14 protein-coding genes are annotated in these 19,210 nt (G+C 55.4%); 9 read left to right on the forward strand and 5 right to left on the reverse strand.

The genetic code is table 11. The features are described from left to right. The first annotated feature begins 50 nt into the window (after positions 1-50). From ABJK56_RS04665 to ABJK56_RS04690, 6 genes are all read left to right on the forward strand, one after another. Positions 51-2,327, forward strand: a complete 2,277-nt coding sequence (locus ABJK56_RS04665; protein ID WP_347243501.1) for an NfeD family protein — start codon at positions 51-53, stop codon at positions 2,325-2,327. A gap of 246 nt (positions 2,328-2,573) precedes the next feature. After that, entirely contained in the window at positions 2,574-3,164 is a 591-nt protein-coding gene (locus tag ABJK56_RS04670) for an NfeD family protein (RefSeq protein WP_347243502.1), read from the forward strand. Positions 3,165-3,336: 172 nt separating this feature from the next. Continuing rightward, on the forward strand, positions 3,337-4,407 hold the full coding sequence (floA, locus tag ABJK56_RS04675) for a flotillin-like protein FloA (protein WP_347243503.1): 1,071 nt from the start codon (positions 3,337-3,339) through the stop codon (positions 4,405-4,407). A 47-nt stretch (positions 4,408-4,454) separates the two neighbouring features. Further along, positions 4,455-5,138 carry a hypothetical protein gene (locus ABJK56_RS04680; RefSeq protein WP_347243504.1) on the forward strand — a complete coding sequence of 228 codons (684 nt, stop codon included), beginning with the start codon at positions 4,455-4,457 and terminating at the stop codon, positions 5,136-5,138. A 165-nt stretch (positions 5,139-5,303) separates the two neighbouring features. Beyond that, the gene (locus tag ABJK56_RS04685; RefSeq protein ID WP_347243505.1) at positions 5,304-6,251 is read left to right on the forward strand and encodes an NAD(P)-dependent oxidoreductase; all 948 of its coding nucleotides are present in this window, start codon (positions 5,304-5,306) and stop codon (positions 6,249-6,251) included. A 75-nt stretch (positions 6,252-6,326) separates the two neighbouring features. After that, on the forward strand, positions 6,327-7,718 hold the full coding sequence (locus tag ABJK56_RS04690) for a hypothetical protein (protein ID WP_347243506.1): 1,392 nt from the start codon (positions 6,327-6,329) through the stop codon (positions 7,716-7,718). Between the two features lie 134 nt (positions 7,719-7,852). Here ABJK56_RS04690 and tatC read toward each other — a convergent pair whose 3' ends face one another. The 4 genes from tatC to ABJK56_RS04710 form a co-directional block, all read right to left on the reverse strand. Further along, entirely contained in the window at positions 7,853-9,229 is a 1,377-nt protein-coding gene (gene tatC / locus ABJK56_RS04695; RefSeq protein WP_347243507.1) for a twin-arginine translocase subunit TatC, read from the reverse strand. Positions 9,230-9,461: 232 nt separating this feature from the next. Further along, complete coding sequence (locus ABJK56_RS04700) at positions 9,462-10,781, reverse strand: HlyD family efflux transporter periplasmic adaptor subunit (protein WP_347243508.1); 1,320 nt, start codon at positions 10,779-10,781, stop codon at positions 9,462-9,464. A gap of 45 nt (positions 10,782-10,826) precedes the next feature. Beyond that, entirely contained in the window at positions 10,827-13,208 is a 2,382-nt protein-coding gene (locus tag ABJK56_RS04705; RefSeq protein WP_347243509.1) for an ABC transporter permease, read from the reverse strand. A 52-nt stretch (positions 13,209-13,260) separates the two neighbouring features. After that, complete coding sequence (locus tag ABJK56_RS04710; RefSeq protein ID WP_347243510.1) at positions 13,261-14,028, reverse strand: ABC transporter ATP-binding protein; 768 nt, start codon at positions 14,026-14,028, stop codon at positions 13,261-13,263. 307 nt (positions 14,029-14,335) lie between these two features. Here ABJK56_RS04710 and ABJK56_RS04715 point away from each other — a divergent pair, with 307 nt between their 5' ends. After that, complete coding sequence (locus tag ABJK56_RS04715) at positions 14,336-15,289, forward strand: serine/threonine-protein kinase (protein ID WP_347243511.1); 954 nt, start codon at positions 14,336-14,338, stop codon at positions 15,287-15,289. On the opposite strand, the gene ABJK56_RS04720 is transcribed toward ABJK56_RS04715, so the two are convergent. Next, positions 15,280-17,064: a chemotaxis protein gene (locus ABJK56_RS04720; RefSeq protein WP_347243512.1), complete on the reverse strand. Its 1,785-nt coding sequence runs from the start codon at positions 17,062-17,064 to the stop codon at positions 15,280-15,282. The genes ABJK56_RS04715 and ABJK56_RS04720 overlap by 10 nt on opposite strands. Before the next feature lie 828 nt (positions 17,065-17,892). Here ABJK56_RS04720 and ABJK56_RS04725 point away from each other — a divergent pair. Both ABJK56_RS04725 and ABJK56_RS04730 read left to right on the forward strand, forming a co-directional pair. Next, positions 17,893-18,243 carry a hypothetical protein gene (locus tag ABJK56_RS04725; protein WP_347243513.1) on the forward strand — a complete coding sequence of 117 codons (351 nt, stop codon included), beginning with the start codon at positions 17,893-17,895 and terminating at the stop codon, positions 18,241-18,243. 210 nt (positions 18,244-18,453) lie between these two features. After that, positions 18,454-19,047 carry a hypothetical protein gene (locus ABJK56_RS04730; RefSeq protein ID WP_347243514.1) on the forward strand — a complete coding sequence of 198 codons (594 nt, stop codon included), beginning with the start codon at positions 18,454-18,456 and terminating at the stop codon, positions 19,045-19,047. Positions 19,048-19,210: the final 163 nt, after the last annotated feature.

A 19,210-nucleotide genomic window follows, 5' to 3' on the forward strand; every position in this document is an offset into this window, starting at 1 on the left:
TGCGGGGGTTACGGATGAACGAGCGACGATTTTTCCCGGGAGGACGGATCGTGCGCCAACGCTTGGCAGCATTGCTCGCTTTCACGTGGCTTGTGGGAATCGGTGCTCCGCGGCAGGCTGGATTCGCACAGATTTCAGCCTCGATCACGGCCACGTTTCCTGCAATCCTTTTCGCGAAGGATCAATCCCACGACGCAGGCCTTTCCAACCCAGGGGAAGATGGGGAGAACGCCAACCCCGGGATGATTGGGCGTCTGATTCCCATCCAGTTGCCCATTACCGGTCCGAGTGGTGCCCGGGTGAAGCAGGTCATGCTCCGACTGATCGATAATTTCAAAGGGCAAAAAGACAAACTCGTTTTTATACTCCGATTCGATACCAACAAGGGCGAAGAAGCTTACGCGGCACGAAGTGAATTTGGAGCCTGCTACGATCTCGCAGACTTTCTCACGAGCGAAAGCCTTTCCGGCATCAAAACAGTGGCCTACATCCCCTATCGAGCGGAGGGCCATGCCGTGCTCGTTGTCATCGCGTGTCAAGAGATATACATGGCACCGGACGCAGAATGGGGTGCAGCGGGTGCCGCCGAGCGGCGGATCACACCTCCAATGCACAGTGCATACCGGCACATTGCGGAACGCCGTCGGAGTATCCCTGTCGCGGTTGCTCTAGGAATGTTGGATCCTTCGCGAACCGTGCTCCAAGTCGAAACTGATACAGAGCGACTCTTCGTCACACCGGAGGAGCTGGAACAAATACGCAAAACGCGGACTTTACGCGGTACACCCAGTGTGGTGTTTCCAGCGGGGCAGGTAGCCCGCCTCACGGGTCGTGAATCGCGCGCGCTGGATTTGATCTCCAGCACTGTTGCCGATACGCGGGAGCTCTACGCGGCGCTGGGACTTCGGGCAAATCTCGTCCAGGAAGAGCGATTTGTCGCCGATCACTGGCGGGCTGTTCAGGTGCTGATCGAGGGCCCCATCACTCCCGCTTCGGTCGAGCGTGCCCAACGACTCATTGAGGAAGCGAGGCAGCGAAAAGATGCTAATTTCGTGTGTGTTCGGATCGACAGCGCGGGAGGCTCGCCGCGTGATGCTCTCAAATTGGCTTCGTATTTAGCGGCAGATTTGGATCCCGAAAAGGTTCGGACGGTCGCCTATATTCCGTCTCGTGCATTGGCCGACGCTGCACTGATTGCCGTGGCTTGTGACCAGATCATCATGGCTCCCGGAGCGTTGCTGGGTGGAGAAGGAAACGCGGTGCCTACCGAGGATGACCTTTTGCAAATCAGGCGCGTCGTGCAGGAGGTCATTGCCAAACGCACCAATCGTACCTGGTCACTCCCGCTTTCCTTGGTGGACCCCAATATCGAATTGTTCCAATACGTGCGCAAGGGGATGCCCAATTCTGCCGAGTTCATGTCGGAAGAGGAATGGGCCCAGTTACCGGACAAAAACGAGTGGGAAAGAAAAAACCTCGTCAAAGAAAAAGGTAAACCTTTGCAGGTGGACGGAGCAAAAGCAGTCGAATACGGCCTGTGCCGGGACCTTGTGGAAAGCTTCGCTGAGTTCAAGGGATTGTACGGGCTGGAAAACGATCCCGCTCTTCTCGAGCCCACTTGGGTGGATACGCTTTTGCGCGCGCTCTCCTCGCCATATGTCGCGGTGCTCCTCCTGATTATCGGGGGTGTGGCTTTACTCGTCGAAGTGCAGACGCCGGGCATTGGAATTGGGGGATTCCTGGCGGCAGTGTGTTTTGTACTATTTTTTTGGAGCCGATTTCTCGGAGGGACGGCCGGATGGCTGGAGGTCCTCCTTTTCCTGCTGGGGGCCTGCTGCCTGCTTCTGGAAATATTCGTGCTGCCTGGTTTCGGGATCTTCGGCTTGGGCGGGGGTTTGCTAATTGTTGCTTCTCTGGTGCTGGCCAGTCAAACATTCATCGTGCCGCAGAACAGTTACCAATGGCTTCAGCTCCAAAAATCGCTTTTGATCCTCCTTTTCGCGGCGATCGGCATTGGGGTGGTCCTGGGGTTCATCAATCGGTGGTTACCGAAAACTCCTGGACTCAAGCACCTCATGCTTGCTCCGCCCTCCGAGAACGAGGCGGAAGACATGCTTCGACGTCGAAGCCTTTTGGACATTGACGAATCATTTGTGGGCCAACAGGGTGTCGCGGTCACGAAGTTGTTACCCAGCGGAAAGGCCCGCTTTGGCCAGCGCACCCTCGACGTGATCTCCCAGGATGGGGATCCCATCGATCCTGGTACTCCCGTGGTAGTTACTGAGGTCCGTGGTAACCGTATCTACGTTCGTCCCCAGATGTCATAAAGAGGTCGCCACCTGCTTTCCATCTGTAGTCAGGCAGTCAACACATGGTAGGTCAGGTTTGATTTGACGTCTGGCGCAGTCGATTGGAGAATGCGGAGCGTTACTATCGAGTAAGGGACGGCCTCGCGTACTTGCTCATGCCGGAGCGCTGTGATACACTGGGCTTCGACTGGCATGGAGAGGGTGCAAATAAGATATCTATTTGACACCGCCTGTCTGGCCGGTTAACGGTAGAGGGAGTGATGGATGAACACGTGGCTGTGGCCGGTTCTGTTAATGCTGACAGGCTTGTTCCTGGCTATTCTTGAGCTATTTTTTGTTTCTCACGGAATTCTCACCTTCCTCTCGCTGTGTGCTGTTGCCGGGGCAATTGTCACCGGTTTTATGTACAGTGCCAGTTTGGGCATGGCCCTGCTTCTTGTGAGTGTGTTCGGCATCCCCGCTTTCGTGATTCTGGCCGTTTATCTGTGGCCCAAAACGCCTGTGGGAAGGCGGGTGATGCTTCCGCCTCCCCAAGTGGAGGCGTGCTTGCCGGATAATCCCAAACTGCGCGAGTTGCGAAGCCTCATTGGACGGGTTGGCAAAACCAAAAGTCCGATGTTGCCCGCAGGGGTGGTCGTTATCGATGGTCGCTCCTATGATGCTGTCAGCGATGGTTTTCCAATTGAAGCGGATCAATGGGTACGCGTGGTGAACGTTTTTGGTTCCTGGATCACGGTGCGCAAGCTCGAAGAGGGCGAACAGCCGGTTGACCAGAAACCAAAGGAACAACCCGGCGAAAACTGGCGAGAAAAGCCGATCGACGAAATCGGCCTGGACCCGTTTGCTGCTGCGTGAAGATAAGCTGGGGGTGCACGTAACCAAAACCGGGCGAAGGTGGAATTGATCGTTCCTAGTCACAAACAAGGGTGATGAGAATTGAAAATTCGTCAGGAAAATTAAGGATGGTAGCCAAAAGTACGAGCGATCCATCGGCATACTGACGAGGAAGTCGAGAGAGGTTCGAAAAATGCTCCCCATTGCTCAGCAAAACCAAGACATTATCCAGATTATCGGATTTGTGTTAATCCTTGCCGCGATTATCGTAGCACTGGTCTTTCTGGCGGTTTTCTTCAAATTCTTTCGCCTGTGGATTCAATCGAAGACGACCGGAGCCCGCATCGGAATCCTTGACCTTCTCGGCATGACGTTCAGAAAAGTTCGGCCCGAAGTGATCGTCCGTGCGAAAATCATGGCGGTCCAGGCCGGTATCACGGAGAAAGATGGCGTCACTACCCGAGCGCTGGAAGCCCACTATCTGGCTGGGGGTGACGTTAACAAAGTCATCCGTGCGATGATTGCTGCACGGAACGCCAAAATGACCGAGCTTGATTTTCGGCTGGCCACGGCAATTGATCTGGCCGGTCGAGACGTCCTGGAAGCCGTCCAGACCAGCGTGTATCCCAAGGTGATTGACTGCCCCAAGAAAGGCTCGGGTAAAGAGGCTTTGGAAGCCGTCGCCCGCAACGGAATTCAGCTTAAGGTACAGGCTCGCGTGACTGTACGGGCCAATATCCTCCAGTTGATCGGCGGGGCCACGGAAGAAACCATAATTGCCCGGGTAGGTGAAGGCATCGTCAGTGCCATCGGCTCTGCAGAAAGCCACTACGAGGTTCTGGAAAACCCCGACAGGATCTCGAAGGCTGTCCTGGCGCGACGCCTCGACCGGCAGACGGCGTTCGAGATTGTTTCCATCGATATCGCCGATATCGATGTTGGCCAGAACATTGGTGCAAGAATTCAGGCGGATCAGGCAGAAGCTGATATGCGCGTGGCACAGGCCAAGGCCGAAGGCCGTCGGGCCATGGCCGTCGCCGCTGAGCAGGAAAACTTGGCCCTCATTGAGGAGGCGCGGGCAAGGCTCGTAGAGGCGGAGGCCGAAGTCCCGCGAGCCATTGCAGAGGCGTTCGAATCAGGCAAACTGGGAATTATGGATTATTACCGGTTGAAGAACATTCAGGCGGATACCGAGATGCGATCGGCGATCGCGCGGATGGGCGTCCCGGTCACCCAACAGGTCCGCCCGCAGCAGGCCGGGTAGCCCCACGGCTTGTCCAACAAGCCTTCGTACTCCAGGAGCTGGTGCTCATGGCATTGAATAATATTTTCCTTCTGGCCGATTTCACGCAGCTCGTTGTGGCGCTCATCATCATCATTTTGTCGATCGTAGGGTCCATCATCCAAAGCCGGCAGGAAGCACTTAAACGTGAGAAACAAAAAAGGGCTCGCCGTGCTCCACCGCCAGAGGACAATATCGAGGTTCTCTTAAGGGAGGCTGAAGAAAAACCTTTGCGTCCCGTTGGCGATCGCATGCAGGTTCCTCGCAAACTACCGACGAAGCCCCGCCCCCAACAGGTCGGAGCCGATCGAACTGCCCCTCCGACACGACTACCAGAACCGACGGCTGGAGATGTCGTGAGGGCCTCTCTCGCTGAGAACCGAGCCGACGAGACTATCGCGGAGCACGTGGCACATACCTTTCAGAACGTCGCTTCCCGGCAGGGGCTGACGCGTCAGTCCGCGGAAAAATCGACAGTAGCAACCCATGAAGTGCCCGTTGTTCCGGAAACTCAGCCATCGCAGCCGGCTGAGGTGTTACCCATGGTCTCCGAGGATGTCTCCATTCCGCCGTCTGCTGTACCCACAGAGGTTCAATTTCACCCGCTTTCTCAAGTTCTTCTGAATACATTCAGCACGCCGGAGGGGATGGCCACAGCCGTCATTCTGCGCGACGTCTTGGAGCGCCCCGAATGGCGATGGTACCGACAGTAAGTGTCACCGTCCCGGTCGAGACCCGGCAGGAATGATCAGTCCTGTCGGGTGTTCCCAAGAAGACTGAGGTGAGAACACGAGCTAGGGGAAGCCGCTTCATCATCTGGTTCAAGCCAGATGGATCGAGCATTTGGAGAAATACGATTGGAAAGGAGGATGTTCCAGATGACCATTCCATCGGCAGATCCCTCCCGAACTCGAATTGGCTGGATTGGTACCGGAGTGATGGGAGCAGCGATGTGCAGCCATTTGCTGAAGGCGGGTTATACCTGCACGGTATTCAACCGCACTCGCCAGAAAGCCGAGGGGCTGCTCGCTGCCGGAGCACGCTGGGCGGACAGTCCCAAGGAGGTTGCCGAAAGATCGGATATTGTTTTCACCATCGTCGGATATCCGCAAGACGTCCGCGAGGTGATACTCGGCCCCCAGGGAGTCCTTCAAGGGCTGGCCCCTGGAGGAATCGTCGTCGATATGACTACGAATGAACCCAAACTGGCCATTGAGATCCACGAGGCCGCTCGATCAAAAGGTTGCCACGCCCTGGATGCTCCCGTCTCGGGCGGAGATGTGGGAGCCCGAGAGGGTCGGCTTTCCATTATGATCGGTGGCCATCCCGAGGTTGTTGAGGCGGTCATGCCGTGCTTCCACCTGATGGGAAAGACCATCGTCCATCATGGGGGACCAGGGGCAGGGCAACATGCCAAAATGACCAACCAGATTCTGATTGCCTCGACGATGGTGGGCGTTTGCGAAGGGCTTCTCTATGCGTATCGGGCGGGTCTCGACCTGAACAAAGTGATCGAGTCTGTAGCCTCCGGCGCAGCCGGAAGTTGGTCGATCTCCAACCTGGGCCCGCGGATCATCCAAAATCGCTTTGAGCCGGGTTTCTATGTGGAACACCTTATCAAGGACCTTGGCATCGCCATCCAAGAGGCCAAGCGTATGGGACTGGTCCTGCCGGGCCTAGCGCTCGCCGAGCAGCTTTATCTTGCGGTCGCCGCATGCGGTCATGCGCGCAGTGGCACACACGCACTTCAAATCGCACTGGCACGCATTTCCAACATCGATTGGCTCAACCGCCCACCTACCTGGGCCAGTACCTCAACTGAGTAGCCAAAACTTCATATTGAGGCCAGACTTGTGGCCGAGGAGAAAACGGTGCACAACACAAAGACCTGGAGGTGACGTATGTGCCGGTATGCATGGGTTGCTATTGGGATTGTCAGTCTTCTCACGGCAACAGCCCACGCGTGGGGCCCGCATCCGCAGATTACGCGCGCGGCGTTGGAAGTCCTCCCCAATCTCCCAGAGGTCAAACAGAAGCTCGGCGAGTCGAATGTGGCAGCCCTCCAGGATTACTGCTGGCTCCCCGACCACCGAGGACGTGACCTCGGAAGCTTCTACGCCGACGATTTCCTGCTGATTCCCGACATTCCGAGACATGTGGGCCACGTCATGCCCTCGGTCAAGGTAACCTTCGAACCCTATTTTCGCCGCGCTCTGCTCGCGCTCCGCACGGAGACCCCCACCAATGCCTGCCGTCAACTGGGACCGCTCGTTCACTTTGTCGAAGACGTCGGGGCTCCACCCCATGCCAAAGAAAATTGTCCTCACCACGGGGAACTGGAAAACTGGGTTAAGGCCGAACTCATTTCGATCAAAGGATACCAGCCCAAACTGCTCGGCAACACCGATGACGAGGCCGTGGCCGGATTGCTCAAACGAATTGAAGGGCTTGTGGAATTCTCCAAAGAACGTGCGGAAAGAGCCCTGCCGCTCGTGTCACAACCTCATCCGGATCGTTCGCAGGTCGAACCCATCATCCTGGAAAGCGCCCTCGAAACTGCACGCGTCACTGCGGATGTCCTCTATACAGTCTTCACACTCGGATTGAAATCGGGCACGGAACCCGGCACAACCCGTCTTACCGTGCTGGTCACAGCCCCCAAGCTCGCCGAAAACAATGACCAGGAGGCCCGCGTTGTGCTCCTTGGCTCACCGTATTCGACTCTCACCGAGGCACAACCCACAAACAGGCCGGACCGATGGTTTGGCAAAGGCGAGTTCCGCAATCTGCCATCCGGAACGTACGAACTTGCCGTGTATCGTCCCGGTGCATTACCGGCCAAGATGACCGTGACCCTGGCCGAAGGCGAGAGCAAGGAGATCGAAATCACACTTAGTCCTACGGATCCACCCCAAAACCTCGTTTATAACCCCGACTTCACTCTCCACACCTTACCTGTCGAGACCCCAGACCGGTGGACGGTCACAACTCATGGCGATAACAAGGTGTGGACAAGCGCGACCATCGTCGTCAAACCCGGCACCATCTACCGTTGCGGTGCCATTCTCAAATCTTCTAACGCCACAGTCACATTCATTGCCCAGCCCGCTCAAAAACCCGGGAAATCCCCGGCACCCACACAGGTGACCATAAACAGTGCGCAGCCAGGCCCCAAACAGTCCGAAGTCGAACTAACCGCCGACGCCGACCATTCCACCATGGTCGTCCAGATTTCTGGTCCGGATGACGCCCCCCACCTGGTTGAAAAAGTCTGGGTCGTCCCGGCGCGATAGTCCACTGAGCATCCTCCAAGGTACGGTGACTTAGGGTAAGAAACCCGCGGGGTACTCCTTGACGACCCCCTATCTGATGAAGTTCCTGTACGTTCGACTAACTTAACGATTGGCTTTGCGAGCATGATCCTACATTAGGCCACGCCTGCCTGCGATCGTCCTCGCGGGGCTGCGGTGATGTTCCGCGGAAAGAATTTGCATAAAGCCATTCCACCGAAGTAGAGCAAGCACAAAGGAATGGCCATCAGGAGCTGGCTCGACGGATCGGGTGGCGTCAAAATCGCCGCAATAATAAAGATGACAACAACTGCTATGCGCCATTGCGACCAGTAATCCTGGAGTGTGAAAATGCCGATCCGCTCCAGGAAAAGCATCACCAGCGGCAATTGAAAGCCAATGCCGAATCCCAGTGGCAGGATAAGTACGAACGACAACCACTCGCTGATTCGCGGCTCGAGTTGAATGCCAAGCCAGTCGTTGAACTGAAACAGAAACGTGAGAACCGGCTCGAAAACATACAGAAATGCCAGGGCTGCTCCGGCGAGAAAAAGCCCCAGACTGAAGGGCAAGAAAATGTAGACAAATCGCCGCTCGTGGCGGTACAGACCAGCGGCCACAAACGACCATATCTGGTAAAAGACCCATGGACTGGAAATGATTGCGCCGAAAAGAAATGAGGCTTTCATATAGATGGCGAACGCTTCGTGCGCGCTCAAGCTCCTTGCTCTCACCCGTGGATCTTCTTTGGCTGGTCTCCATAGAAACACGTGCATGAATTCAGAATCATCCACCCGACCTGGCTCCAAGAGAGCTGCACCGGCCAGACCCGCCAGCTCTCCATGTTCGCGACTGAGCGCAGCAATTCCTTTCTCAATCTGGCCTGAAACCAGCCCCAGGGCATCGATCAACTTTTTTCGAGCCTCCTCAGTAATAGATTCCCCGGAGAGAAACTTCCTTTTCAGCGTGGCAATTTCTTTGAGGGAAAGCAACGTCGTAGACTTGCCGGAAGGCGCTGCTTCCGAATCACCCAACATGGCAGGCCAGCGAGATGCGAGCACCTCAAAACCGTGTGAAAGACGCGTCAGGAGCTTTGCATCTTGCGGAAGGGATTCCCCGGATTGCAAATGTTTCCTGAGGGTCAGTAAGGCGTTCTGATCGTCCTCCCACCTCTTTCGCATCGCCTGCAAAGCCGATGCAAATTGCACCATTAACTCGCGGGGAGAAATCAGATATTCTTCCGCAAGCACCTGCTTCGACACCACAAACTGTGATGCGGCGTCCTCCGTGAATGGCGTTTCCACCCCGGCTGCACGTAAGGCTTTAATCTGTTGTGCAACTTGCCTCTGGGAGAGTCGAATGTAGTGCTCGGTGAGGGCCTTTTCCAGCGGCTGCTGAATCAGCATCACCACCCAATTACCAAATATAAGGCCGATCACCACGCCGACAGCGAGGCCCCACAGAGCGCGGAACAAGCACTGCCGTAGCTCTTCCAGGTGCTCGCCAAAGGTCATCGTGGATTCTCGGAAGAGATCCTCGTCGGACTTCGGAGGGGGCAAAAGGCGGATCATAGACGTAATGGGGATAATCTCCTTTTCTTATTGCCGTCCTGGGGAACACACGACGACAAACTTCCCATATCGCCATCGTATCATGGACCAATTCCCCCGGCAACGCTCCGCACGGCACTCTCCCTTTCTGCGTCGAATACCCCATTACTTTTGATTAGAGAACGAGCTAATATCCCTACTGGATTGTCGGCGTCAGAACGACTTCATCCCCTTCGTTCAGCCCTTCGCGGATTTCTGCTTCGCGGTCGTTCATCACTCCGACTTGTACCGCCCGTCGGCGAATGACACCCCCGCGCCGAGTCCATACGGCCCAGTGCTGCTGATCGATCTGTACGACGGCGATGCGAGGCACAATCAGCACATTGGCTCGTTCCTGCGTGATGATGTGAACACGCACACGGTAGCCAACCCCCACGTGGTACCGCTCCCGTAGCTTGACAATCGTTTCCGGGGTGAGAGCCACAATAACTTTCACGCGTTGTTCCTCCACCCCGAGTGAACTCAATTTGGTAAACGCTGCAGGATAGATACTGCTGACTCGGCCCTGACAGACCGGTACATCCTCCTGGGACCCAAGGAATATATCCACCGGCATGCCCGGCCGGATCCGAACAGCCTGCTCCGTGAGGATATCGGCTTCCACTTCCAGATCCTCCCAGCGTCCTATTTCCAAAAGCGGGGTTCCCGCTGTGAGGAACTGTTCATGGCTTACAAACCGGTGAAGTACGACACCATCATAGGGGCTTGTCATCACGGCACGCCGTGCATTTTCCTCCGCCATTTTCAAACGCGCTTGGGCTTCTGCCAGTTGTTGCGCAAGCTCCCCTTCCACCAAGGACTTGTGTTCGATGTACCTCTGAATAAGAGTAGGCAAAAGGTTCGTAGCGGCCTGAAGCGAAGAAAGCGCCGCGTACACCAGACGATCTTGACGGTAGGCGAGAGAAGCCTCGATACTGGCTAACTGGGCCCGATCCACATCATCCTGGGATGCAGCTCCTGATCCGACCAGGGCCGTCACCCGCTTGAGCCGCGTCTCCGCATAGTTGTAGCGAGCTTCGCTGGCATTCGCCCGAGCCGCTGCCGCTTCGACCGTGGATTTCATCGACTCCACGTACTGCTGGGCCTGCTGGAGGGCTGTTTCTTCCACTCGGTTGTCACGATTCGTGCGGATGGCTGCTTCGACACGCGCCACCACTGCCCGTGCCTCGGCCAGCATGTTCTCGACATCCGCCGGTACAATTCGGGCAAGGACCTGCCCTTTTTTAACTTCCGTTCCTTCCCGCCAGGGGATGGCCTCGATCCGACCATTGAACGGCATGCTGATCAGCACGGTTTCCGGCAATCGAGTCATTCCCCGTTCACTGATAAATTCCTTTATGGTACCGCGCTGGCAAAGGACTACTTCGGTTTGATCCTCTTTACTCGAACTTTGAAAAATAACATACAGAACTGCGCCGAGCCCGCAGACGAACAGCACCGTTCCCACAACACGCATTGGGCTTTTCCGAATCGTCCTCCCAATTGCCATCGTTCTTGTCCCTCACTCATTAGCCTTGATGGCTTCCAGCCACGCGGTCCGCCAGATCATGGTTTCCACCACCAGGTGCGAAGCTGCTGCAAACACTGTTCCCCAAAACGCTGTAAGCAACCACACTCGAGGCGGAAACAACAGCGGCATGCGGAGCACTTCGCTCTGGTAGGTTCCTACGACGTAATCTGAAAGCACATAGCCCAGGGGCAATCCCATGATCAAACCAATCAACAGAATGAACAGGTGTTCCCGAGCAAGCAGCCCACCAATTTGAAGGGGCGTATAGCCGGTCACATAAAGGGCCGCAAACTCCCGCCTTCGTTCTTCAACGGCAATGACTCCTGCACTGAGCAAAGCACCGAAGAATAGCGTACCCGCAAACCCGATTTCGATGGAAAGAATTACCCAAATATTGCGAAGCAATGTTTTTTCTAGATTGCCCTTCATATCAGCATGATTGAGGACCTCTTCTATTCCGGCTAATCTCTTGAGCTCCTGAAAAAATCGGGTGCGCTGCTGTGGGTTTTCATCCAAACTGAGCTGAACACGATTAACCGGACACTCTTCTCCCAGAATTCGATCGAGATATGCGATATTCGCGTACACCGCGGTCCCCACGTAATCATCGGCAACCGCCGCAATGGGCGAACAATACCATTCCCGGCGGCCCTTGACCGGACGCCACTCAACATCATCTCCCGCTGCAAGGCCCAACTCCTTCGCCAGTTGCCGGCTGATCACGAACCCAACGGGAGGGATCGCAATAGCGTGGCCTACCCGATCACGTGGTGCGGTAAGCAGGCGGTCCTGCCGCAGGCCGGTAATCGTCGTCAGCTTTTCGCGTGCTCGGTACCGTAGTGTCACTGGGACAGCCAGAATTGGCTCGACCCATCGAACTGCCGGAAGCCGCCGCACCTCCTCCAGGACGCTGTCGTTCTGCTCGCTCTTGAGAACCAGCGTTGCATCGCTGCGGTATACCCACTCGAAGTGAAAAATCATCAGGTAATCAATGCCAACGGAGAGAGACAGAATCATCGACATCACTGCCGTGGCAAGGATTCCAGTAAGAAGGCCTGCAACTGTTCGAAAAGGATGACGGAACAAAGATCGCACCACTATCCGCCAGGGCGGAGTGAGGGCTCCCCACAAAAGCCGAAACCTTTCCAAAAAGACACTGCCCCCCAGAGGAGGTGCGGCCGGTCGCATAGCGGAAGCCGGTTCCAGGGCGAGAGAGCGCCGCATCCCCTGCCATCCACCCGCCCCAGCCGCCAAAATCGCTAAAGCTACGGCCTCGACGTGCAAATCGGGATACCACCGACTTGGGAGCGCTGGAAACTCGTAGAACCGGCGATAGAGCTGGGTCATCGCCCCAGCGAGCCACTGCCCCAGACCACACCCCAAGACTCCTCCCAGCGCACCCACCACGAGCGCGTATTCCAGAACATGCCAGCCGATGACGCGATCGTCCATTCCCAGAGCTTTTAACGTTCCGATAATAATCCTCTGCTGCTCTATGCGTCGAATCATGACAATATTGACTATAATTGCTGCAACAACTAAAAAAACCGCCGGAATAATGAAAGCAAATGTTCGCAATCCTTCAATTTCCTGACTTAAAAACGTGTTCGATGGATATTCGTCCAGAGGTATAGTGGAAATCACTCCGTATTCTTCTATCCTGCGTTCGACTTCCGCGAGAATGGTTCGCACGGTCTCCCGACCTGAGGGCTTCAATCGGCCTACAAGTTCGTTCGCCGCTCCAGCCATGTCATAAACATCCTGTGCAAAGCTTTCCTTCAGATAGAAGATGCCGAATCCTTCCCGATCGGGAACAATGGCCGCCGGCCCCAGCGGATAGACAAACTCGCAACTGAAGGCTGTCCCGACTATAGTCAAATCTTCCCGGCGTCGGCCCAAATTTAGCGTGATTTTTTGTCCCACCCGCAGCCCGTGCGCCTGTGCAAAGACGTCGTTGACGATTACTTCGTTCGGTCGGGTACCTGTAAAATAGCCGCCACGCAATATTTCGATTTGATTGAGGGTAGGACGGAGGACATCCGGCAAACTCAGGGCAACGCCCGCAAGTGGCTTATTCTGGTCGGGCAAGTCAACAGTCACCGGAAAGCGAATACGAGGTTGGATTTCCACGATTCCGGGAATATTCTTCAGACGGAAAAGCTCCTCCCGGGGAAGTTTCTTGACGGAGATCCAAAAGTCTGCCATGCGTCCGCGGGAATAATAATAGCCGCGTGCCCAGCTAAGGTTGCGATGTGCCGATTGCATGGCAACGAAGCAGGCGATGCCAACCATCGTCACCAGGACGATAGCCAGAACCGTCATCCCGGAAGCGGCAAGCTCTCTCAATAGTTTTCGGTGAAGCAAACCGAACATAGGCTCGCTTTAAGAATTTGGACAGAAAACCTGCCCAGCAGTATCTGCCGCGCTACCACTGAATGCGTTCCGGCGGCAACGGGTGGGGTTGTTGGAAAACCTCGACAATCCGTCCACTTCGCAACCGCACAACGCGATCGGCCATCTGTGCAATCGCCGTGTTGTGCGTTATCAATACCACCGTTTTTTTCATTTCGCGGCATAAGTCCAGCAGCAACCGCAGAACCTGCCGTCCTGTCACGTCGTCGAGTGCGCCAGTCGGTTCATCGCAGAGAAGGAGGGGCGGATTCTTGACTAAAGCTCGGGCAATGGCTACCCGCTGTTGTTCTCCCCCCGACATCTGGGAGGGGAAACTGTTGGCCCGTTCCCAAAGTCCAACCTTTTCCAGTACCTCAAAGGGATCCAGCGGAGAGGGAACAAGGTTGGCTGCCAGCATGACGTTTTCAATCGCCGTCAAATTGCCGATCAAATTGTAAAACTGGAACACAAAGCCGATCACTTCTCTTCGATACCATGTGAGGTTTCTATAGGAAAACTCTGAAAGGTCCATCCCTCGATACAACACGTGGCCCACAGTCGGCCTATCGAGTCCCCCGATCAAATTGAGCAATGTCGACTTACCCGAACCACTCGGCCCCAAAATGACCAGGAACTCTCCCTCATGTATATCCAAACTGACGTCTTTTAAGGCTTCTAATGTGACCTCCCCCATTTGGAAAACTTTCGTGACCTGCATAACCCGTAACAGGCCCTCTGAAGAATTGCCCGTCACCACTTCCGATTGGGCATAGCGAGTTAAACCAAAGTATCGGCCCAGCATCAGTGGCGGTCCCAGTAACGCATCTGAAAAAAATGAGGAAGACAGATCCTTTCTGATCCGCCCAGCGATCTTCATCAATTAAGAACAGTAGCACAATTTGCTATTGTACGGGATATGCCAAGAGAACTGGGAGCAACCCACAGTCCGGTGCTGTTTACGTAACGGGCTGTCCCGTTCATACCATTGCCAACGGTCGTAGCAGAGGAACTGGAGGACGAACCGACACTTCACACCAAGGCCAGGCTGGCCGATGTTTGCGCTAGATCGTTCCAGCCTGCTGTGTGTCTTACGACGCCGCGAGTCAATCATGACTGTCCTACGTGCCGGAACCACGAAGCGGTCTTCTTACCAAGAACCACCGGACAGCCCACGCCGCCTCGGCGAATGGGTACTTATCCGCCAGGTAGCGGAAGGAAACTGGACGCGGCTTTACCAAGCCCAGGCAGTATCGGCTTCACCAGGGTCTCCACCCCAATATGCGGTCAAAACAATCCGACCGGAATGTATCGGTTCCCCACTTGCCCAGCGAGTCCTTACTCGCGAAGTCGAAGTTGCGAGGATGGTGACACATCCTCACATCGTACCCGTGCTTGCATGGCAGTTACGCCAGGAGCCTCAGTATCTCGTGATGCCCTGGCTTGAGGGTCTTTCTCTGCGAGACTTGCTTCGTCGGCGCTCTGCCCTTCCAACGGGTGAGGCCCTATGGCTGACACGCCAAATCGCTGAGGGGCTGGCAGCTCTCCACGCAGCGGGATGGATTCATGCCGACCTTAAACCAGAGAATATTATCGTCAATTCCGACTATCATGTGACCCTCATCGACCTCGGTTTCTGCGTTCGTCAGACTGAAATTCAAGATCGCCGGCGAATTATCGCGGGAACACTCAATTACATCGCGCCCGAGTGGTGGACCATGCACGGGAGGCCGGACGCCCGGTCCGATCTGTACAGTTTGGGAGTTATTCTTTACGAAATGCTCTGCGGGCAGCGACCCTTCAACGCGAAGACGTTAGATGAGTTGGTCGCACTGCATCGAACCTGGCATCTCCCCAATGGACGCATTATGCGAGGGACGCTACCGCACGAGCTGGTTCGGTTGCTGCGGAGCCTTCTTGCAAGAATACCCGAGCGAAGACCGCACTCTGCAAGCGCTCTGATCGAGGCACTTTACCCGCTCGAAATCGAGTTCTTCACCGATCGCGACTATTCGCTGGCTTTGGAGCTCGCCGGCACGAAAGGCCCTTTCTCCTGTCACTGCTGAACGGATGTCCCGGGTACTTCAGCCGGAATTATCTTTTCCAGGTCGTGAAGGAGATTTTCTCCGACTTTATTTAGATCGACCCAGGTGAGTCCGGCACAGTTCAGAAACATATCCAGCCAGTCGCAGTACCTCTGGAGCAGTGTGACGTCCCAAGCAACATTGGGACGTGTGGCTGTCTCCAGGAGACTCTCCAGGGAGTGTGTCACCCGCACGACCGCATCCACCGGAACCACCATCGCAGCCGATTTAATAGTATGGAGCCCTCGGGCCAGGTCCACCACGATATCAAAACTATTTGCGAGATTCTGATTTTCTTTTTTCCGCAACTCCGCAATCGACACTCGCAAAAGCTGTGACCGATGATGCAATTCGTGAAGGAACGTCTGCCACAAATGATGATCTACCCCTTCTGGCGGTTCAACGCAGTTGGCAGTCTCGAATTCATATTCCTCCCGGCTTGGTTGATCCTCCGACATGTCAAACTGGCAAGTGCCCTCTGCACGCTTCGTTGCGGTCGCATCGGTTATCTTCTCGCTCACTGAGCAAATCGGATGGTTGGAAAGCATTTCCGCGGACGTCGCATCTACTGTTGTATCGGCTCGCGTATCTCTCGCATCAGTCGATTTCCTATTCTCAGGAATTTCTGCTGCTTTGGCCTGAGCTACCTTGTGTCCCTGCCCCAGATGGACCGTGTTTGGAATCGGGCCATCGAGGGCCGTTACATCCTGCTCCTCCTTAACGCCTTCACTCTCCGTGCGCCAGGTTAGGGCGGAGCATGAGGCGGCCAAATCCGATGGTGACTGACTGCTCCAATCCTGGGCCTGTAAAGTTCCTGACTTAAAGATGAGGTGGTCAGCGTATTCCACGACGTGACAGAGGTCAGGCTTTGCGACCTGGGCGTCCGCGCCGACAGCCTCCCCTTTTCGGCGATTTTCTGGTGTGATGATGCTGGAGTAGAGAAGAACTGGAATATTACTCAATTGAGGATGGGTTTTAATCCGTTTCGTCAGGTGAAGGCCATCCACCTGGGGCATCTCAATATCTGCGATGAGTAGGTCGCACGGGAGGCGCCGACTCCCGCAAGAAGGATCAGATTGCAGCTCACCAATCTTCCGTTCCAACCATTCCCAGGCCTTCTTGCCATTCTCAAATACAACCAGTTGAGAGTAACCACTACCCAAGAGTGTCTGCTGGATCGCTGCCCGAACCGTCGGCGAGTCTTCCACCAAGACAATCGTCGCCTCGTGGCGCGGAAGTCCCTCTGGATTCTCCACGGAGGCAGTGCGGAAATACTGACTGGTCACTTCGTCCAGAATCATTTCAAAATCGAGCATGAGAATAAGACGGTCCCCACATCGGGCCAAAGCCGTCACCGGTGTTTGGGACAGATCTCGCCAGGCCGGCACGGCCAGAACATCTTCCCAGCTCAAGCGATGAATTTTCTCCACCCTATCGACCAGAAATGCCGTCTGCTGCTGATTAAGATCCGTGAGAATTGCGGTCGTTTCTGCTTCTCCGTTGTGTCGAAAGACGCCCAGAAAATCTGCCAACGAGACGCACGGAACAACTTGGTTTCTCAGTTTGAAAACGCCACGAATGCTCGGATGGGCATCCGGGAGATGGGTAATTTCCGGAGCCGGTAGAACTTCCCGGACTTTGGCGACGTTCACCCCAAACACATAATCCCCCACGTCGAAAACGAGGATTTCCAACTCATTCGTTCCGCTCTCGAGCAGAATCTCTTTTTCCAGCAGCAAACGGCTGATCTTGCTCATGGGTTTACCTCGTGAAGCCAATCAGGCGAAACCACTGTGGCGCTTACTGTGTACTCTGGTCTTTCACCTGCCGGAACAATCTGTTGCAGACCATCCAAGATGGTTCACCGGGCCAACGAACTTCCGAATCATGGTCCATATACTAATCGCTATTCTTAACTCCTGACCTCCGCTCTCCCAGAAAGCCACTCAACCAGTTCGTGTCGAATTGCCGGCTGGGATTGCCAGCACTCACAGAGAATCCGCAGGCACGACTGGCCGGTGCCCTTGTTCAGGATGTAGCCGATCACGGGTGGGAAACGACTGAGGATGCTCTACAAAAACCTACGTCACACTCGCCCTATTACAGATTCCCGAGCGATTAAGCGCGTTCCCTCGCACTTGCCGCCGCCCGCATATCCAGCACGATAAGCCCATTTGGAACTTGATCCAAGCGCCGAGTGACCACGCCAAGCGTGTTCGGTGCGGTTAACCTCTAACGACGCTCGATGTTGCTTTTTCTGAACACCAGACGTAGGGGCTGGCACAGCGACCGTTCAGGACGGCTGATGTTCGCTCCCCTCGTATGCGACAAATTATGGCCACTTTCGCGATAAGCCGTTGCACAACAGGCCAACAAACAATCTGTTATCCCAAAGCCCGCGTCAGTGACAAAGCCGTGGCACAGGCTTTGCTTGGAAATCATTGCGTCGTGGTGCGCCGGTGTCTGTTCAAATTGGTAAACTTGAAACCGAATGCGGGGAATTGGATCGGCGCCACGCGAACGAGAATTGGGTCGAAATTGGTAGCTTGCATGTTCTGACGTTTAGCAATGGAGGGTCGAGTTTAATGACACGCTTGCTGGCACGTTTGAAGCAGGAAGAGGGCGTTCTCACGTTTGAATGGATCCTCTTGATTACCATCCTCGTCATCGGAATCGTTGGCGGTTTGAGCGCTGTTCGCGATGGACTGATCACAGAATTGGGCGATGTTGTAGAAGCTGTCATCTCCCTCGACCAGTCGTACTTTATCGCCCACCCGTGGGAGATCAAAATTCCCAACTGTGAAGCCGACGGCGCGTCCAGCTCGTCCTACCAGGACTCTGCTGGTATGGCGCAAAGTCGCCTTGCTAACGGAGACCTGAGTCAGGACCAAGATCCCATTGGCGATTGCAGTCCGATTGTGGAGCGACCTTTCTGACATTCGGTTAGGAACAAAGAACCCGGTCGGCGGGATTTCGCCGATCATGGCGGTGTGGAGTTCCTGACACACTGGCGGAGAAAGTGCGTCTCGCCAGATCCCCGGTCGGCGAACGAAGCCGACCTTTTGATTGCGCCAACCTCGTTGATTAAGCTGAAAAATAGATGGGGCCAGTGGGCGATTGGCTGACACCACACAGGAGTCACAACCATGTCGTTTTGTTCGGGCATCACATGGACTTGCTTTCTTGTCACGGCAACAGCATGCTCGAGCCTTTCTGCGAGCCATGGGTGTGACCCCGTTTGGCGTGGAATGCCCGGCTATACGTGGACGCCGAACAACCTTCCGGCCTGTATTCTCGACCGCGGTCTCCTCCCTTACGAAACGAACATGGTGCCGTACTTCTCCCAGTTTCCTGTGATCAGCTTCTCTTACCGGACTCTCCATCGATGGGGACGCGCGATCTATCGCTCGGACATCGCGCGCTACGGTGACCAGTGGACCCGACAAACCTGGTGGAATTACAGGTGGATCGCGCAAGCGTTGGCCAAAGGGGAGATCGTACCGGGGAATGACTCGTCAGTGACCCGGGCAAAAACGAAAACGTCTGACCATTATCGTCAGGTTTCGGGCCCCATCCTTGTGATCAATCCGTTTGCCGCGGACGCGCAGAATGGGCCGGAAGTGCACAGCCCATCCACGGTGTCGCCGGAGGTCGGTGACCGTAGCAAGGTGATGGTACGCTTCGGTTCCATCGGTCCTCAACCCCAGCGGATCACTAATCCGTTTGCAGCGGGAGGGTAATTTCGGTCCCCCCACACTCATCCGTTTAGGATGTCTGTTCTTGCCAGGACCCATCCGTTGTGAACGGCCATCTCGCCACTCGAGGAGATTCTCCAAAAAGGACAACCGAACTCCCTCTGAACCCGGTGGTCGGGAGTTGAAGTGGTTCCAGCGTCAGGCGTTT

This window comes from Thermogutta sp. (genome assembly GCF_039793925.1).
In the GTDB taxonomy this organism is placed as follows: Bacteria; Planctomycetota; Planctomycetia; order Pirellulales; family Thermoguttaceae; genus Thermogutta.

Excerpts from the sequence above, each read along its gene's own strand:
- ABJK56_RS04670 (WP_347243502.1), top strand. The coding sequence starts at position 2,574 with ATGAACACGTGGCTGTGGCCGGTTCTGTTAATGCTGACAGGCTTGTTC.
- floA (WP_347243503.1), top strand. The coding sequence starts at position 3,337 with ATGCTCCCCATTGCTCAGCAAAACCAAGACATTATCCAGATTATCGGA.
- ABJK56_RS04680 (WP_347243504.1), top strand. The coding sequence starts at position 4,455 with ATGGCATTGAATAATATTTTCCTTCTGGCCGATTTCACGCAGCTCGTT.
- ABJK56_RS04685 (WP_347243505.1), top strand. The coding sequence starts at position 5,304 with ATGACCATTCCATCGGCAGATCCCTCCCGAACTCGAATTGGCTGGATT.
- ABJK56_RS04690 (WP_347243506.1), top strand. The coding sequence starts at position 6,327 with ATGTGCCGGTATGCATGGGTTGCTATTGGGATTGTCAGTCTTCTCACG.
- tatC (WP_347243507.1), bottom strand. The coding sequence starts at position 9,229 with ATGACCTTTGGCGAGCACCTGGAAGAGCTACGGCAGTGCTTGTTCCGC.
- ABJK56_RS04700 (WP_347243508.1), bottom strand. The coding sequence starts at position 10,781 with ATGCGTGTTGTGGGAACGGTGCTGTTCGTCTGCGGGCTCGGCGCAGTT.
- ABJK56_RS04705 (WP_347243509.1), bottom strand. The coding sequence starts at position 13,208 with ATGTTCGGTTTGCTTCACCGAAAACTATTGAGAGAGCTTGCCGCTTCC.
- ABJK56_RS04710 (WP_347243510.1), bottom strand. The coding sequence starts at position 14,028 with ATGCTGGGCCGATACTTTGGTTTAACTCGCTATGCCCAATCGGAAGTG.
- ABJK56_RS04715 (WP_347243511.1), top strand. The coding sequence starts at position 14,336 with ATGACTGTCCTACGTGCCGGAACCACGAAGCGGTCTTCTTACCAAGAA.
- ABJK56_RS04720 (WP_347243512.1), bottom strand. The coding sequence starts at position 17,064 with ATGAGCAAGATCAGCCGTTTGCTGCTGGAAAAAGAGATTCTGCTCGAG.
- ABJK56_RS04725 (WP_347243513.1), top strand. The coding sequence starts at position 17,893 with ATGACACGCTTGCTGGCACGTTTGAAGCAGGAAGAGGGCGTTCTCACG.
- ABJK56_RS04730 (WP_347243514.1), top strand. The coding sequence starts at position 18,454 with ATGTCGTTTTGTTCGGGCATCACATGGACTTGCTTTCTTGTCACGGCA.